The 16,575-nt window shown below is 68.8% G+C and carries 17 protein-coding genes; 5 read left to right on the top strand and 12 right to left on the bottom strand.

Annotated elements, in window-relative coordinates:
* Nucleotides 1–4: 4 nt before the first annotated feature.
* The 3 genes from ACTXG6_RS17135 to ACTXG6_RS17125 all read right to left on the bottom strand — a co-directional run bounded on the left by ACTXG6_RS17135 (nt 5) and on the right by ACTXG6_RS17125 (nt 3,318).
* On the bottom strand, nt 5–1,756 hold the full coding sequence (locus tag ACTXG6_RS17135; protein WP_445188806.1) for an L-lactate permease: 1,752 nt from the start codon (nt 1,754–1,756) through the stop codon (nt 5–7).
* A 174-nt stretch (nt 1,757–1,930) separates the two neighbouring features.
* Entirely contained in the window at nt 1,931–2,440 is a 510-nt protein-coding gene (locus ACTXG6_RS17130) for a hypothetical protein (RefSeq protein ID WP_445188805.1), read from the bottom strand.
* A gap of 89 nt (nt 2,441–2,529) precedes the next feature.
* Nucleotides 2,530–3,318, bottom strand: coding sequence for an ArsR/SmtB family transcription factor (locus tag ACTXG6_RS17125; RefSeq protein WP_445188804.1), 789 nt, complete (start codon nt 3,316–3,318; stop codon nt 2,530–2,532).
* Nucleotides 3,319–3,574: 256 nt separating this feature from the next.
* Here ACTXG6_RS17125 and ACTXG6_RS17120 point away from each other — a divergent pair, with 256 nt between their 5' ends.
* Nucleotides 3,575–4,507 (top strand): glycoside hydrolase family 43 protein, encoded by a 933-nt coding sequence (locus ACTXG6_RS17120; RefSeq protein WP_445188803.1) that lies wholly within the window; start codon nt 3,575–3,577, stop codon nt 4,505–4,507.
* A 151-nt stretch (nt 4,508–4,658) separates the two neighbouring features.
* Here ACTXG6_RS17120 and ACTXG6_RS17115 read toward each other — a convergent pair whose 3' ends face one another.
* From ACTXG6_RS17115 to ACTXG6_RS17095, 5 genes are all read right to left on the bottom strand, one after another.
* Nucleotides 4,659–4,796: a hypothetical protein gene (locus ACTXG6_RS17115; RefSeq protein ID WP_445188802.1), complete on the bottom strand. Its 138-nt coding sequence runs from the start codon at nt 4,794–4,796 to the stop codon at nt 4,659–4,661.
* A gap of 34 nt (nt 4,797–4,830) precedes the next feature.
* Complete coding sequence (locus ACTXG6_RS17110) at nt 4,831–5,697, bottom strand: alpha/beta fold hydrolase (RefSeq protein ID WP_445188801.1); 867 nt, start codon at nt 5,695–5,697, stop codon at nt 4,831–4,833.
* Nucleotides 5,694–6,968, bottom strand: coding sequence for an LLM class flavin-dependent oxidoreductase (locus ACTXG6_RS17105; RefSeq protein WP_445188800.1), 1,275 nt, complete (start codon nt 6,966–6,968; stop codon nt 5,694–5,696). The genes ACTXG6_RS17110 and ACTXG6_RS17105 overlap by 4 nt, the downstream gene beginning before the upstream one ends.
* Nucleotides 6,969–7,012: 44 nt before the next feature.
* Nucleotides 7,013–7,639: a flavin reductase family protein gene (locus ACTXG6_RS17100; RefSeq protein WP_445188799.1), complete on the bottom strand. Its 627-nt coding sequence runs from the start codon at nt 7,637–7,639 to the stop codon at nt 7,013–7,015.
* A 229-nt stretch (nt 7,640–7,868) separates the two neighbouring features.
* Nucleotides 7,869–8,513, bottom strand: a complete 645-nt coding sequence (locus ACTXG6_RS17095) for a TetR/AcrR family transcriptional regulator (RefSeq protein WP_445188798.1) — start codon at nt 8,511–8,513, stop codon at nt 7,869–7,871.
* Nucleotides 8,514–8,789: 276 nt separating this feature from the next.
* Between ACTXG6_RS17095 and ACTXG6_RS17090 the strand changes: the two genes are divergently transcribed.
* The gene (locus ACTXG6_RS17090) at nt 8,790–9,701 is read left to right on the top strand and encodes a CHAD domain-containing protein (protein ID WP_445188797.1); all 912 of its coding nucleotides are present in this window, start codon (nt 8,790–8,792) and stop codon (nt 9,699–9,701) included.
* 58 nt (nt 9,702–9,759) lie between these two features.
* Here the strand turns inward: ACTXG6_RS17090 and ACTXG6_RS17085 are convergent, their stop codons facing one another.
* Complete coding sequence (locus tag ACTXG6_RS17085; protein WP_445188796.1) at nt 9,760–10,332, bottom strand: hypothetical protein; 573 nt, start codon at nt 10,330–10,332, stop codon at nt 9,760–9,762.
* Nucleotides 10,333–10,432: 100 nt separating this feature from the next.
* On the opposite strand from ACTXG6_RS17085, the gene ACTXG6_RS17080 reads away from it, so the two are divergent.
* From ACTXG6_RS17080 to ACTXG6_RS17070, 3 genes are all read left to right on the top strand, one after another.
* Nucleotides 10,433–11,383 carry an LLM class F420-dependent oxidoreductase gene (locus ACTXG6_RS17080; RefSeq protein ID WP_445188795.1) on the top strand — a complete coding sequence of 317 codons (951 nt, stop codon included), beginning with the start codon at nt 10,433–10,435 and terminating at the stop codon, nt 11,381–11,383.
* On the top strand, nt 11,380–12,768 hold the full coding sequence (locus ACTXG6_RS17075) for a phosphotransferase (protein ID WP_445188794.1): 1,389 nt from the start codon (nt 11,380–11,382) through the stop codon (nt 12,766–12,768). The genes ACTXG6_RS17080 and ACTXG6_RS17075 overlap by 4 nt, the downstream gene beginning before the upstream one ends.
* Nucleotides 12,769–12,889: 121 nt before the next feature.
* Nucleotides 12,890–13,270: a VOC family protein gene (locus tag ACTXG6_RS17070; protein WP_445188793.1), complete on the top strand. Its 381-nt coding sequence runs from the start codon at nt 12,890–12,892 to the stop codon at nt 13,268–13,270.
* An 84-nt stretch (nt 13,271–13,354) separates the two neighbouring features.
* On the opposite strand, the gene ACTXG6_RS17065 is transcribed toward ACTXG6_RS17070, so the two are convergent.
* The 3 genes from ACTXG6_RS17065 to ACTXG6_RS17055 all read right to left on the bottom strand — a co-directional run bounded on the left by ACTXG6_RS17065 (nt 13,355) and on the right by ACTXG6_RS17055 (nt 16,534).
* Nucleotides 13,355–14,515 (bottom strand): MASE1 domain-containing protein, encoded by a 1,161-nt coding sequence (locus ACTXG6_RS17065; protein WP_445188792.1) that lies wholly within the window; start codon nt 14,513–14,515, stop codon nt 13,355–13,357.
* Between the two features lie 252 nt (nt 14,516–14,767).
* Nucleotides 14,768–14,893, bottom strand: coding sequence for a hypothetical protein (locus ACTXG6_RS17060; RefSeq protein WP_445188791.1), 126 nt, complete (start codon nt 14,891–14,893; stop codon nt 14,768–14,770).
* A 606-nt stretch (nt 14,894–15,499) separates the two neighbouring features.
* A complete protein-coding gene (locus ACTXG6_RS17055) occupies nt 15,500–16,534 on the bottom strand; it encodes a 5'-3' exonuclease (RefSeq protein WP_445188790.1) in 1,035 nt (344 codons plus the stop codon).
* Nucleotides 16,535–16,575: the final 41 nt, after the last annotated feature.

Below are 16,575 nucleotides of genomic sequence, written 5' to 3'. Positions count from 1 at the left end.
AGCGTCAGATGACCATCCAGGACAGCAGCGGGGTTGTCTGCAGGTAGACCAGTACGCACATGAACGCGAGGAATGCCACGCTCCAGATCAGCACTCGACGGAAGATCTCGCCCTCGCGACCGTCCAACCCGACCGCACTTGCGGCGATCGCGAGGTTCTGTGGCGAGACCATCTTGCCGAGCACGCCGCCGGAGGAGTTCGCCGCGGCGAGCAGGGTCGGGGACAGGTGCACCGACGCGGCCGCGCTGACCTGAAGGGCGCCGAACAAGGAGTTGGAGGAGGTGTCGGAGCCGGTGACGGCGACCCCCAACCAACCCAGGATCGGTGACAGCAGGGCGAACAGGCCACCGGCCCCAGCCAGCCACAGTCCGAGCGTCTGGGTCTGACCGGACTCGTTCATCACGAAGCCGAGCGCCAGCACCGCCATCACGGTGACGATGGCGAACTTCAGCTGGTCGAGGGTGCGCCCGTAGGTCCGTACCGCCTGGCCCACACCGACCTTCAGAGCCAGCATCGTGAGCAGCCCGGACACCAGCAACAGGGTGCCGGCGGCGGACAACACGTTCAGCTTGAAGGTGGTGGCGACGGTCTTGCCGGTGTCGCTGAGGATGTGCAGCCCCGGCCAGTTGTAGATCCAGGTGGCGGCCTCCAGCCCAGTGCCGCTCGCGCCGGGTTTGGTGGGAGCGACACCGGTGATCACGGGCACGCGGGTGGCGATCACAAAGACGACGATGATGATGAGGTAGGGCGCGTAGGCCTTCAGAACCTCGCCGCGACCGTCGGGAGCCGTCCGGTCGCCGGTGGCCTGGGTGCGAGTGGCCGCGGCCGGATCGTTGCCGCCGCCCAGCGGGGACCTGGCTCCCGCGTGAGCCTCGTGAACGGCTGCCGGGTCGCTTGCTGACGACTCGACGTATCCCTCTCGTGGATGCCAGACGCGCGTGAAGGCGAGCACCGCGAGCGCGGACGCGAGCGCGGCGATGATGTCGGTGAGCGGAATGGACCAGAAGTTGGAGGCGACGTACTGGAAGACCCCGAACGTCACTCCACACAACAGCGCGGCGGGCCAGACGTGGCGCAGCCCGCGGCTGCCGTCGACGATGAAGACCAGGGCCAGCGGCACGAACACCGCCAGGATCGGAGTTTGCCGGCCGACCATCGCGCCCAGGTCGTCAACGGGCAGCTTCGTCACCGTGGCGAGTGTCGTGATCGGAACCGCGAGTGCACCGAACGCGACCGGTGCGGTGTTGGCGACCAGTGCGACGGTCGCGGCCTTGAGCGGGCGGAAGCCGAGTGCAATGAGCATGACGGAGCTGATGGCCACCGGGGTGCCGAAACCGGCGAGTGCCTCCATCAGGGCCCCGAAGCAGAACGCGATGATGATCGCCTGGATCCGCTGATCGTCGCTGATCGAGGCGAAGGATCGGCGGAGCACATCGAAGTGGCCGGTTTCGACCGTGAGGTTGTACACCCAGATCGCGTTGATGACGATCCACATGATGGGGAAGAAACCGAAGGCGGCGCCGAGCAGGCCGCTGTTCAACGCATCGACGGCCGGCATGGAGTAGAAGGCGATCGCCACGACGAGTGATACGAGCAGGCCGATGACGGACGCGAGCCAGGCTCGCATCCGCACCACGCCCAGCAGCACGAACAGGACCACGAGCGGGAGAGCGGCGACCAGGGAGGACAGTGCGAGGGAATGGCCGAGCGGGTCGTAGACCTGGGTGTACTCGGCCAACACGCTTTCAGTCGCCACGATGCAACTCCTTCGCCTGAATCGTCCTCACTCGTAGGAGTGCCGACGGCGCTCTCACGGCTACCCCCAACGGTCCTCCCCCTTTGATCATCGGGCGGGCGGGTGAAGCCTACTGCCGACGATGTCCACTCCGGCAAGTTCACCTTTGACGCCGAGCCGGCAGCCGGCGCGGGATCACGTTGTGGCTTCGGCCATGGTGCCTGCCGTCAGTAGGGCCAGGAGCTGTTGCGCGTGGCCGGGCAGCTCCACATCCGCGAGGCCGCTGATGAGGTCCCGCAGCGGTACGGGCTGATCGAGCAGGAGTGTGTCGTTGGACAGGAGCCGAGTGGGCACCAGGGTGTCGAGTTCGGCCTCGCTCAGCGTCGGTCCGCCGAGTGCGCAGAGGGCTTCTCCCTGAAGACGGATGCGGTCCCGTAGCCCCGCGTTGCCGCCGGCGAGCGTGATGGCGTGTTCGATGGTCCAGGTGTCGCTCGCGATGCGGTTGTCGTACGTCGTGTGTGCCCCCGAGGCGACAGTCGAGACGGCGGCGATGGTGATGGCATTGACGAGGGAGACGTGCGCCAGAATCTGGTCGGCGTTCCACTCGCCCGCCGGCGGGGCGGGGGTCGTGTCGCCGGCGTCAGCCACCGTGGCCGCAGCATCCAGCAGCACGCGATAGGCGTCTCGGAGCGAGGCGGTGTCCATGATGTCCTCTGCTTTCCGTGGTCGTGTTCCTGTGGCGGGTTTCTGTGGTCGGTTTCTCTGGCCAGGGACGGGCTGTGGCGACCGCGGTCTCAGGCGTGCGCGCGGGACATCTCCCAGGGCGCCTGCGGGAGAACGTCGCCGGTCTCGAGCAGCGACTTGAGGTTCGCCAACACGGCCGGCCATCCGCTCGAGATGCCGGTGAGCATCGCCTGATTGGCGAGGTTCTCGTGGGTCACGGTGAGGCGGACGATGTCCTGGTGCGGTTCGACAAAGAAGGTGACAACCGACGGTTCTCTTGGCGATTCGGGGTCGGGGGTGTCTTCGAAGGTGATCACCAAGCGCGTCGGGGGCTCGACCTTGATCACTCGGCCGGTGACATCGACGACGCCTGATCCGTCGGCGCGCCGGTGCTCCCAGGCCGAGCCCGGCTGCCAGTCCGAAACGTTGGCGTGTCCCCAGTAGCGCGCCGTCAGGTCAGCGTCGGTCAGGGCTTTCCACACCTGCTCCGCGCTCGCCCGGATGTAGGTGACGTAGACGTAGGTCGGTACGGATGTGGCTGCGTCGGTCATGGCGTACTCCTCTGCCTGGAATTTGATGGCACTGATCGCTTGCAGGCGGGGCCTGTCGAACCCCGAGATCCAGCGCTCCTCGATCTCGTGGATCGGCGCCGGGTTGAGGTAGTGCAGCCGTTCCCGTCCGCGCCGCACGACGGTCACGAGGTTGGCCTGCTCGAGGAGGTCGAGGTGCTGTGTCGCCGACTGGCGCGCCATCTCCAGACGGTCACACAGCTCGCGCAGCGTCTGGCCGTTGTGCTCGCGCAGACGATCGAGCAGGAGTCGCCGGGTCGGGTCGGCCAGCGCTTTGAAGACCGAGTCCATCGCTCTTTCTTCGAGGCTCACGTCACCATTATGCAGGTAAATACCTGCATAATGTCAAGCCCCCCGCTCCGATCGCGGGCCCGGCGGCGACACCGCGTCCGGCTACCGGGCTCGGCCAGCAGGGCATGCCCGGCAACAACCTCGACGGCGGCCTCGCGCTAGGTTCGAGGTGATGTCCAGGTTGCCGGCACGCGGATGGGTAAGGCTGCTGACCACTGTGCCGGCTGTGGTGGCGATGGTCGCGAGCACCACCGCGATGACACTTCGACCGCCGATTCAACCGGCGATCCCGCACGATTTCCCCGATCCAGCGGTCCTGGCCGTCGGCAAGGTGTACTACGCCTACTCGACGGCCAGTCGCTACGGGGCCACGATCTTTCACGTTCCAGTCGAGAGCTCGACCAGCCTGACCGGCGGTTGGAATCACCCCCGTGACGCCATGCCCACCCTGCCCACCTGGGTGGCCGACACCGCCGCCGGTGAGGGCAGCGTGTGGGCGCCAGAGGTCACCGCGCACAGCGACGACGGCTACCTGCTGTACTTCACCGCCCGGTCAGCCAGCCAAAACGCGCAGTGCATCGGCGTGGCGCGGTCGAGCTCACCCGAGGGCCCGTTCCACGCGGTCACGTCAAAGCCGCTGGTCTGTCGGCCGGGGGATGCGGACGCCATCGACCCCAAGCCGTTCACCGACACCGACGGCAGGCACTACCTGCTCTACAGCTCCAGCCACGGCGGCGACGCCACGATCTGGCTACAACAGATCAACGCTGACGGCACGAGAACGATCGGGCACCGGCGCGCCATGATCCGCTCGGACCGCCCGGACGAATCCCACGTCGTGGAAGCGCCGTCCCTCGTCCGCCACCGCGGAAACTATGTGCTGTTCTATTCGGGCAACGCCTACAACAGCGGCAGCTACTTCATCAACTACGCGACCGCGCCCTCACTGTGCGACAGCTTCGTCAAGCACAGCGGCCAGTTCCTCAACCGACACACGCTCGCCGACGCCTATGAGAACCCCGGCGGGCAGGACGTACTCCACGAGCACCACCACGACTTCCTCCTGTTCCACGCCTACACCACGCCCACCCAGCGCGCCATGTTCGTGGCCGGGCTGACCTGGGACGACGGCAACCCGATACTCAAGCTGGGCAGAGCGGAACGCACCGACATGGAACCCAAGGAATAGCGCCATCGGCGGCCCCTGCCTGGGTCTCGTGGCGACGCAGGTGGGTGACGGCGGCACCGATCAGCGCCAATGCCACTCGACCAGAAAGTCCGTCACCGTCGCGTACGTGTGATCGGTGTGCCCGACTCGGTAGAGCGCAGCAGCTCACGTGTCACTCGGCCCACGGCGGTGTGAAAACGCCAATGGCGTGCACGAACGCGATCCAGTCCTCCGGAGCAAGGTCCGGATTGTGCCCGTTGAAGATCCGCGCGATCAAGTCGCGAACGAGTTCGATCCCTGGTTGCGACACGCCAAGTCCCTTTCAATTTGCCGGAACTGTGGAGCTAGACCCGTTCAGATTGCGCGCGAGGAGAGAGCGAAGCCGGCGTAGCCGTCGCCAGGAAGTCCGTCACCGTCGCGTAGGTGTGGTCGGTGTGCTCGACCTGGGGGATGTGGCCGCAGTCCGGGACGACTTCGACCCGGCTGTGCGGGATGAGGCGGCCGAACTCCTCGGCGTAGGCGACCGGAATGAGGCGGTCATCCTCACCCCACACGATCAGCGTCGGCGCGGTGACCCGGTGCAGCCGCTTGCGCAAGCCGCGGTCGGGCACCGGCCACAGGAACTTCGCCATGCAGCCGAAGGTCCAGATTGCCGCCACGGCCTGGTCCAGTGCCTCCTCCGGCCCACTCGGCGGAGGAAACATCGACCGTGGTCCCCCGGCCGTCGGGTCTTTGAAGAGCAGGCCCGGCAGCTGCTCCGGGGGTGCCGAGATGAAGTCCAGCGACCAGGGGTGCTCCTCGCTCCACAGACCCGCCGGATCGAGCAGGGCGACTTTGCTGAAGAGCTTCGGGAAGCATGCCGACAACTCGGCGGCCAGCATTCCGCCGAAGGACTGGCCGACCACGGGCACGTTCTCCAGTCCGAGCGAACGTAGCGCCTGCTCGTAGGCCAGCACGACGTCGAAGATGTCGTCCAGCTCGTGGATGGCGAACGTGTCGTCCGGGCTGGTCCCGGGAAATATGGGGGCGTACACGGTGTAGTGCTGAGTGAGCCGGGCGAGGAACTCGTCCCAGAAGAGTCCACCGGCCGGATGCAGGTAGACCAGCGCCGGCCCGCTCCCCCTGACCGCGAAGCGCAGCCGGATCCGGTTGTTCCACGTCGCGACGACCATCTCGCCGGTCGCCGCCTGATTCGGGGATGTCGTTGTCATGTCAGTCGCGCTCCGGTCAGGTCGGCTTGCTTGCTGGACACAGGCCTGCCGCCGAGGCGTTCGGGCCACCACCGGTTTTCCCCGTCGTACTCCGACCAGATACCCCGCAGGTGAGGCAGCACCTCGGTACCGAACAGGTCGATGTTGTGCCGGGTCAGCTCGGTCGGCATGGATCCGATCTGCAGGTTCGCCAGCAGGTGCCCGATGCGGAAGTTGCGCGCCCGGTCGGCGAGCCGCTCGCGCACAGTCGCCGGGCTCCCGGCGATCACCGCTCCCGACTCCACCAGGTCCCGGTAGGTCAGCGCCGTCTGCCCGCCCCTCGGCGCGCCCATCGCCTGCCCGAGAAGCACCCGCAGGCCCTGCGGGCTGATGCCGCCCGGCAGCGCGAGCCGGTGCATCGGGATGTGGCCGATCCCGCTCGACATGCTGTACTCGACGTGCTTGGCGTAGAGGCGTTCGGCATCGGCGTCGGTCTCCCCCACTACAACGGACTGGGCAAACGCCGCGCGGTACGGGTTGTCGTCAACGTCGAGTTCGTCGGCCATGCGCCACATGTCGTCGAAGATTCGCTGTGCCGTGTTCGGCGCGGCGGCGCCCAGGACGACCAGGTTGAACCCGAGATCGCGTTGCAGGGCGAAGCGGGTCGTATTCGGGTTTCCGGTGCCCGTCACGCTCACCGGAGGATGTGGCTGCTGTACCGGCCGGGGCCAGATATTGACCGACGGATACTGCGAAAAGCGTCCATTGAACGGGAAGGGCTCGCGCTCGGTCCATGCGCGCAGGATGAATTCGAAGTTCTCGTCGTAGCGGGCGCGGGTCTCGATCGGAGGCACCCCGGCGTTAACGTTCGCGTCGTAGGCCAGTCCTACCGGAAAACCGCTGATGAGACGCCCACCGGACAGGCAATCGAGCCACGCCTGCTCCTCGGCGACGCGCAACGGCTCGCGGCTCTTGCCCAGCGACCGGCCGACCGTGTAGATCCCGGTCTCGATTCCTTCCAGCTCCGTGGCGTATGCCAGCGCGGCGGCGCCGAGGTCGGGGTTCGGGTTCATGTCATAGGAACTCTGGCCGTGCTCGGTCAGCGCCAGGGCGTCGAAACCGGCGCGCGCGGCGTACATCGCCTCGTCGAGCGCGCTGCGCAGATCCTCCTGTACCAGTTTGGGATCTACGAGTTCGAAATAGGGATTGGTGACGACCGACTCCGCATACCGGCTTGCGAAGTCCTCCGGCAGATGCCGGTACGGGTAGTGATGGATATAGGTGACCTTCATGGTCCTCCTGTCCTTGTCCCGGCTGCCAGATCGGACAGCCGAAGTCAGAGCTGGTTCAGGACCGCCCGCGCGCCGTCGTCGGTCAGCCGCTGCGCATGGAGCCTGTGCTGTATCCAGCTCAATGGGTCGGCCTGACGGCCCGGTCCCGCGCCCAGTTCCGTACCCAGTGCGCGGAACTTGCCGCTCTGAAAGAGCAACGGTTCGACCTGTCGCTGGTCGTGTGCGACGACGGCGCCGAGGAACAGCACGTGGTCACCGGCGTCAATCGCGTCCCAGGGCGCGCACTCGAACCACGCCGCGCTACCGCGCAGGTGCGCCACCCCACCGACCCGGCTGTCCCAGCGCACCCGGGCACCATCGACGGGCCTGCCGGCGAAGGTCCACGCGAGATCCAGCTGGTCGGCCGCCAGGACGTTGACCGTGAAGGGCGCGTCCCGCAGGGCGACCGCCGCCTTGGCACCGCGGGCGATGGACACGAGCACCAGCGGAGGATCAAGCGAAACCGAGGTGAACGAGTTGACCGTGACGCCCCGCATCCCCTCACCGGACCGGTAGCTGACCACCGTGACTCCTGTGGTGAAGCGGCCAAGGCAGCGCCGCAGGTGCCGGAGATCGAGACCGGTGTGTCCTCGTGTGGCGGCTGGGTACGTCGACGCTGATGGCAAGCCCATGTGATCACCCCAACTGGATGTGTCGACCGCGGGACACGATCGAGAAGCGCCTCGACGCCCTGGTGTCGGCGGGTGCCGAGCGGCGGACAACTATCGCCTGGGTTCCCGAGGTGAATGCGAATGCGAATTTACATTCGCATTATGGGCGTGTCAATGGCCCCGCGTCATCTCGCGACAGAGCTACCGGGCCGACACAGGCTCTCAACCGGGGCCGACCCAGCCGGAACGGCTACCCGCGCGGCCCCCCGAACAGGTAGAGCTGTGCGGTCAGCGTCAGCTCGTCGGTCAGCGCTGGCCAGCTCAGCGGCAGGTCCGACTCGAAGTGCTCGCCTGCGTGGATCACCCGGTGCTCGCAGGCGGCATAGGCGAGGCGGTACACGAAGTCGATCGCCGCCTCGGAATCGGACCGGACGATCGCGCACTCAGCACGGCTGAGTAGAGCTCGGAAGGACATGCCCGCGGCCCGCGCGGCCTTCGAGCCGACCGCGGACACCGCGTCGTACTGGGTACTGATCAGGATGAACACCCGCAGCAGGCGGGTGCGGACACGGAAAGTCTCGGCCATGCCGGACATCGCGATGCGGACAAGCTCAGGGCCGTCCGTTTCGTCCTCCGCCCCGGCGAGCCGGGCCTGGAAATCCTCCAGGAAGCCCGTCGTGAACTGCTCCTGCAAGGCCAGCAGCAGCTGATCCTTCGTGCCGAACCGGCGGTAGACCCCGCCGACCGAGACTCCGGCCCGTTCCGCCACGGCGGACACAGCGAGGGCCTCGAATCCGCCTTCCTCCAGCAATTCCGTACCGGCCGCCAAGATCGCCGCCTGCGTGCGACGGCTGCGCTCCTGCCGCGGCGCCGACCCCACACGGTCCGTGCTCATAGCCGCAGCCTACGGCGCGCCACCACGCGTGCTCGGACGGAAGTCGATCGTGAGCATCGGCCACGACGGCGGCAGCGAGCCCGCCGCCCCGCGGGAACGACCGCGATCCGCGTCACACCTGTCGACCCTCAGGAACAGAAGTGCAGCACTCATGTGTCAGGTCCAGTAGAAGACGTCACGGCATTGCACCAGGAGGGCACCATGCACACCACTACCTCTAGTGGCTCAGCAGCCGCTAGCGCTGTGCACACAAGCCCGCTCCCAGCGGGAGAGGTGGTGCTGGACGCGTTGCGCGCCCAGGTCGAGCACCTGCGGGCACAAGAACCAGGGGTGCGCCAAGCCATCCCCACGGCGGTCACCGAGATGCGGGTCACCACCCGGCAGCTGCGCTCCACCCTGCGCGGCTTCTCGCGCGTTCTCGACCCCGAAGCCACCCGCCCGGTGGCCGAAGAGCTCAAATGGCTCGGGGCGCAGCTCGGTGAAGAAAACGACACCGAAGCCATGATCAAAGAGTTCGACCGGCTGATCGCCGCGCTGCCCCAGGACCTGATCCAGGGCTCGGTCGAAACCGAGCTCGAGCATGAACTAGGCCGACTGGCCAGGCAGGGCAAAGACACCATCGAGGCAGCCCTGGCCAGCGACCGCTACCGGAACCTGCAGCGCATGCTCGACCAGTTGCTGGCCGACCCGCCGTTCACCCACCGCACCGGGCGGCCCGCGTACACCGAGCTGCCCAAGAACCTGGCCAAGGCCGTCCGCAGGCTCGATCGCCGACTCGCCGAGGCCGAGGCGACTGCACCCGGGCCGGCGCGGGATGAGGCGCTGCACGAGGCGCGCAAGGCAGACAAGCAGGTGCGCTACATGACCGAGACCCTCACCCCGATCAACGGCAAACCCGCCCTCCGCCTGCGTCGGCAGGCCAAAAAGCTCCAAGACCTCCTGGGCGACTACCAGGACGCCGTCGTGACCCGTCCCCTGCTCCACAAGCTGAGCGCGGCCGCGCACGCCAAGGGACAGACCGCGTTCACCTACGAGCTGCTCGACGCCCTGGAGCAGGACCGCACCGAACGGGTCCTGCGCGAGCTACCCCATCGGCTCGCGCGCCTGCACGACGACCGCACCCTGTCCTGGCTGCGCCAATCCCGCCACGCCCACCAGGACCGGGCCCTGGCCAGCGCGGCGATCTAGGTGCCGGCCGCGGCGGGATGAAGGTCCTACCCGTGTGACCAGGGCTCGCACACCGGGATCAGTCCCGGTCCGAGGTGGACGAGGCCAGGTTGGCGACGAACTCGTTGACCTGGCGTCGGGACCCGAGCTGCACGAACTGGATCCCCCGGTACTTCGCCTCCTGACGCGCCGCCCGGACGCGCCGCCCCGCCTTGCCGTGTGACGTCCAGGCCCAGAGGATGATCGACCGTTCCCTGTCCAGGGAGAAGATGTTGCGCAGCCGCTCACGGTTGCCGTTCCACAGCTCTTCGCGGGTGACAACCCGCCGCGCGGTCCGCCAGACGACCTGGCGCATCACGGTGCGCCGAGGCAGCTCGAGGGACACAACCGTGTCAGCCCGGTCCAGCACGAGATCATCGAGGGTTCCGGTGTAGTTGCCGTCGACCACCCACGCATCGCCGGCGATCATCCTCGCCACAACGGCCCGGAACTCAGGCTCGGGCAGTGGAGTCCAGTCGGGCTGGTGGAACAGCGCGTCCAGCTGGATCCACGGCACTCCGAGCCGCTCACAGATCACCGCCGCCAGAGTGCTCTTCCCCGACCCTGAGGTGCCTACCACCCAGATGCGCCGCACCAGATCATTGTTAGTCACCGGCCACCGATGTTGGCGCATACGGTCCGGGTTGATCTCTGACACCGAGCCGAAATACAGATATAATAGGCATCTATTTGTTCGGCTGCGGAGGAGACCGATGCGGTTCACCGTTCAGTACCCGATCGCTCATGCGGGCTACGACCGCTCCTACCTCGATCCAGAAGCCGTCGTGCGGTTCGCGCGCGCCGCCGAGGAGGCGGGCTTCTCCGCGATCGCGTTCACCGATCACCCGGCCCCGTCGGACAAGTGGATGCGCACCGGCGGCCACGACGCCCTCGACCCGCTGGCGGCCCTGGGGTTCTGCGCGGCCGTCACGCGACGCATGCTGCTCATGACGCTGCTTCTCGTGCTGCCCTACCGCAATCCACTGCTCGCGGCGAAGGCCGCCGCCACGGTCGACGTGCTCTCGGGCGGGCGGCTGGTGCTCGGGGTGGGCTCCGGCTACCTGCGCTCGGAGTTCGCCGCCCTCGGTGTCGACTTCACCGAGCGGGGCGCGTTGTTCACCGAGGCCGTCGAGCTGATGCGCGGCATCTGGGCGGGAGACAACTACGGCTACGAGGGCCGGCACTTCACCGCTTACGGACAGACGGCCATGCCGCGCCCGCTGCAGGATCCGCACCCGCCGTTCTGGCTGGGCGGCAACAGCGCCGTCGTACGACGTCGGGTGGCGCGGTTCGGCCAGGGCTGGTCCCCGCTGATCAACGACGAGACCGGGGCGGCCGTCACCCGCACCGCGGTGATCGACACACCCGCGGCACTGTCCGCCGCGGTGGCGGAGATCCGGGACCTGGCCGCCGAGGTGGGCCGCGATCCGGGTGCTATCGCCGTCCAGGTGGAGTCGTCCGACAGCGTGACCTGGTACCGCGACGCCACTCTGGACCGCCACCGTCACCGGCTCGGCGAGTTCGCCGACGCGGGTGCCACGTGGTTCGTGGTGGACCCGCCCGGCGACGACATCGAGCGGGGTATCGATGCGCTGCACCGCTACGGCGCCGAGATCATCGCGGTCCACGCCCCGGCGGCCCGCGTCGAGGAGATCGTCCGATGACGGCCCCCACCACTGCGCGGGTGCCCGACCCCCGGGACGTCGCGGAGTCACTGCGGCGCAACCTCGGCATGACCGTCACGTCGATCAACAGGCAGACGCGCTGGAGACCGTGCTGGTTCGTCGAGGCCGAGCGCGACGGCGAGGCGATGGCGGTCGTCGTGCGGGGCGACCGCATCGAGACCACCGTGCAGCCGTTGAAGCGCGAGGTCGCCTTCCACCAGTTGCTGGAACGCAGCGGTATCGCCGTGCCGACCGTGCACGGCTGGCTCGAGGACATCCGTGCCATCGCGATGGAGTGTGTGCCGGGCAAGCCCGATTTCGACGGCGTTCCCGAGGCCGAGCGGGACACGGTCGTGGACGAGTACCTGCAACAGCTGGCTCACCTGCACACCCTCGACATCGCGCCGTTCGCCGAGGCCGGCATGCTGCGGGCCGCGAAGCCCGAGGACTCGGGCACCCTGATGCACTTCGAGCTCGAACGGCTGTGGCGGCTGCGGAAGCGGCGCCCGAACCCGTTCCTGGAGTTCGCCCTCGGCTGGCTGCACCGCAACCCGCCGCGCAGCCACGGCCGCGAGACGCCGGTGCTGTGGGACAGCGGGCAGTTCCACCACGCGAACGGCCACCTGACCGCGGTGCTCGACCTGGAGTTCGGCCACATCGGCGACCCGGTCGTCGACCTCACGGTGTGGCGGATGCGCGACACCCTCATCCCGTTCGGAGACTTCCGCAAGATCTACGCCCGCTACGAGGAGCTCTCCGGCCGCGCGGTGGACATCGAGGCCGCGAAAAGCCACCACCTCGCCGCGGCCCTGAGCAACGAGATGATCTTCGGGGCGGCCATCGTCGACCCGGTTCCCGGCACCGACCTGATGAACAACATGCAGTGGGCGAGCGAGACCAACCTGCACGCCACCGAGGCGCTCGCGGAGTACCTGGAGATCGACCTCCCTACCGTCGAGGTGCCCGCCCCGCGCCGGCGACGAAGCGACACAACCCACGCACATCTCACGGAGCAGTTGCGGGTGATGCGCGGTGACGACCCGTTCCTCTCCCATGACATCCGACTGGCCTTCCGCACGACGCGTCATCTGGCCCGCGTGGCGGAGCTCGGTGACGCGGTCGTCGACGCCGACCTCGACGACCTTCGACCGGTCCTCGGCCACCGACCGACAACCTGGTGGGAGGGCGACGAGGAGCTCGAACGGTTCGTGCTCGCCGACGCCGCGACCGGCCGCCACGACGAGGAGCTGGTGCGGCTGTTCCACCGCCGCAACCTGCGGACACACCTGCAGATGGGCCCGCCCGGGTCGAAGATGGTCGCGCACTACCCGGTGCAGCGCTTCGACGGCCGCGAACCGGTCAACACGGCCGACTGGGGCACCTGAACCGGCGGTTCGCCGACGCATTCGACGACCGCACGCGGCGCGCCGCCGAGTACTCGGGGCGGCTCGGGATCCCACTATTTCAGGTCGCCATCCAGCCGGGTACCGCCACTAACCTCGGCACATGCTTGACCACATCGGAGTCCAGGTCGCCGACGTCGAGGCGTCACTCGCCTACTACCTGCGCACCTTCGCCGCGATCGGGATACGCGAGGTGGTGCGCTTCCCGCTGGAGAACAGCTTCGTCGTCGGGCTGTCCGGCCCCGACGGTACCCCGAACTTCTGGCTCTCCCCGGCCGCCGGTGCCGAGGCGCGCGAGCTGCACGTCGCCTTCCGCGCCGCCGACCGCGACGCCGTCGACGCGGTGCACGACGCCGCCGTGGCGGCGGGCACCGAGGTGCTGCACGCTCCGCGGGAGTGGCCCGAGTACCACCCCGGGTACTACGGCGTATTCCTGCGCGACCTCGACGGCCACAACGTGGAGGCCGTGCACCACGGCGGCTAAGCCGTGTCCTGCAAGCCCTGAGCGCGGTCTTCGCGCCCAGATCGCCCCTGGCGGCGGCCGTCCTGACACCCGGAGAAGGCGAACCTACGAGGCCGAGGTGCGGATTCCCTCCGGGTCGTGCTCGGCCCGGTCCCCCAGCGCGGGCCTGGCCAACGCCTGCCGCACGATGCTCAGGGGCAGCCGAAGCGCGTCGAGCACCTGGTCACCGGGCAGAGAGTGCTGATCCAGCCGGGCGGCCAGCTCGGCGAGCTGGGCGCAGGCGTGCCGCAGGTCGCGATGTGCCTGGTTGCGCTGGTGGATGAGGGCCGCGAGCAGCAGCGCGGTGAGGGCGGCGGAGCCGTTGAAGGCCTGCAGGACCACCATGTCCGCGATCAGGTTGTGCTGGCCGAACTCGCCGGCGCCGATGGCCGCGGCATGGGTCGTGACCACGGACACGATCAGTACGCACACCGTGGCGCCCCGCTCCTGGAACCGCGCGGCCGCCCAGATCAGCAGCGGGAACACCAGGAAGAGCAGCTGAAAGGTGCCATCGGCGACAACCGCGGTGACGACAGTCGTACTCACCAGCAACGCCGCCGCCTCGACCCAGCGGTACCGGGGCACCGCGCGGGGCCACCGCCCGTGGCGGGCGACCAGCAGCAGCGGCGCGACGACCAGCACACCCATCGCGTCCCCGGTCCACCACACCGACCAGGTGGCAAGGAACCGGGACTGCGGCACCCCACCGGCGAGCACCAGCGCGCTCGCGCCCACGTTCGCGCTGACCAACGTGCTGGCCAACGCGCCGAGAAAGACCAGGGCGAGCGCGTCGCGCAGCCGGTCGAACTGGGTGCGGAAGCCGGCCCGCCGCAGCAGGAGGTAGCCGGCCAGCGGGGCGAGCGTGTTACCGACCGCGATCAGCACCGCCGCCGGCACGGTCGGGCCGAGTGGCAGGTTGAGCAGCAGCGCGCCGAGGGTGATGCCCGGCCACACCCCCGGGCCGAGCACGAGCAGGCTGACCAGGGCGATGCCGGTGGGCGGCCACAGCGGGGTGACCTGCCCGCGCACGAGCTCCAGCTGCAGCCCGATCACGGCGGCCAGGTAGTAGGCGGCGGCCACCAGAACGACCCGCAGGGCCATCGTGGTGAGGTAGCCGCGGCCCCGGGAACCCGTGGGCGCGATCAGGTGCGAACCCAGCGCGCAGAGCTGCTCCCGGCGTGGCTGGGGAATGAGCATCGTCGGCGCAACGCGAAGGTTCCTTCTCACCGCACTCATCCCGCACCACCCGCCGAGTTCGGTCCGCGGCGCCATTCCGGGAACCGGCCACTGAGATGGGGAGCACCGGGCCGGTGGAACCGCGCGAGAAAGACGTCGCTAATGCTGTCCTTCAGGGGATGGTTAGGCACCGCCAGATGGACCAAATCGCGGGTGCCGCAAAGACTAAAGAATTCCGTATACATGGGTGAACAGAACTGCTCGGCCTATCTGAGCAGCGCGTTCGCCACAATCACGATCAGCTCAGTCGGTCAGCAGCACGCCCCACACCACCACGTTCAACCGACGCGCCGTGCCGAGGGCGAAGAGCGGGCGCGCGCACCACCGCGCGCGCACCACCGCCAGTGCGGTTGTTACCGAGCTGCACACCAGGCAGGTTCTCGCGGCCCGCGGCAGGCCTCTTGTGCAGCTCGGTAACAACAGGCATGAGCTCTACCCACGAGCGGGCCGCGGACCCGGCCGGACTTGGTGGGGAAGTCGCGGCCGACCGGGCGCGGGGTGTCCGCCGGCACCTCGGGCAGCCAGCTGTGGCCCGGGCCGGTCCAGCCGCGCTCGCGCACCAGCTCCCGGGCCGCCTCGGCGTACTCGCCGACCAGCTGCTCCAGGTAGAGGTGCCCGTCCAGATGGCCGGTCTCGTGCTGGAAACAGCGTGCCGGTGCCGGCCAGCGCGAGCCGGTTGCCGGCCAGGTCGAAGCCGGCGACCTCGGCCGTCGCCGCCCGCCGGGTGGGATAGCTCTCGAACGGGACGGACAGGCAACCCTCCATATCCACCTCCGGGTCGCCGGCCGGCGGGATCTCCGAGGTCGCCAGCTCCGGGATACATGGTCGACAACTGCTCCACCACCGCTCACGAAGCACTTCCCGGAGCTGGCTCTGGAGCCAGCTCGCGCCACGCCCGTCCAGTGAGGGACCGGTCCGCCGGCACTCGGCGAAAAGGTGAACGACCCGCGAGTCGCCGCCGCTCTGCCAACCGCGTCAGAACAGGCTGAGCTGGTTGGAGACGGGCTTGGCCGGCAGGCGTGGGTAGCGCCGGGGTGAGCGGGTCGGCGGCCAGCCGACCTCCAGCGGGGTGATCGGCGGCCGGGGCGTCACCGATTCGTCGTGCGCGAGCACCCGCAGCGCGGTGGCGGTAGTCCAGTGCAGCTCGTGGGTGAGGAAGGCCGCCCGCACCACAGCGGTGGGCAACGGGAGCCGGCCGGTGTCGAGGTCGACCGGGACGTCGGTGCGCATCGCCATCACCGCTCGGTTGAGCTCCCACGCCTGCCGCGCCGCCGGGTCGGCCAACCGGGCGGCCGCCGCTGGGCCCACCGCCTCGGTGACACGGCAACCGCCGGCCTCGAGATCGGCGAACGCGGCCTGGGCGCTGCCCACCGCGGCGAGCAGTCGGGCGGCGGTCCTCGGGCCGATCCCGCGCACCCCGGGCAGGTTGTCCGAGGGGTCCCCGCGCAGCGCGGCGAAGTCGGGGTACTGCTCCGGACGCACGCCGAGCAGCAGCACCAGCCGCTCGGGTGTGAGCATCGGCGAGGCCTCCACCCCGCCGTTGATCACCCGCAGCACCCGGGTGTGCGCGTCGATCAGCCCGAACGCGTCCCGGTCGGAGGTCACGACAACGGTGCTTGCACCGGCCCGTGGCGCCTGCCCGGCCACCGAGGCCAGCACGTCGTCGGCCTCCAGTCCCGGTGGCACCACTACAGATACCCCGAGCTCGCGGACCACGTCCACCGCGGTGGCCAGCTGCTCGACGAGCGCCGGCAGCTTGTCGCCACGGTGGGCCTTGTAGCTCGGCCAGCGCTGCCGGCGCAGACTGACCGCCGGGTCGTCGAAACCGACCACCACCGCATCCGGGTCGACCCGGTCCACCGCGACCACCAGCTGCGACAGCAACCCACGCACGGCCCACCTCGGCCGACCCTCCCCGGAGCGGAACCCGGTGCGGGCCTGAGAGTGGAACGCGCGGTGCACGAGCGAGTTGCCGTCGACGACCAGCACGACGCGCTCGGATCCGGACACGTGATGACTGTGCCTCATCCCGCCGCCCGGTGTCCCGGGTG

Source organism: Pseudonocardia sp. Cha107L01, assembly GCF_052566575.1.
Note: the sequence above shows the minus strand (reverse complement) of the source record. Positions and strands in the feature narration are given on the sequence as shown.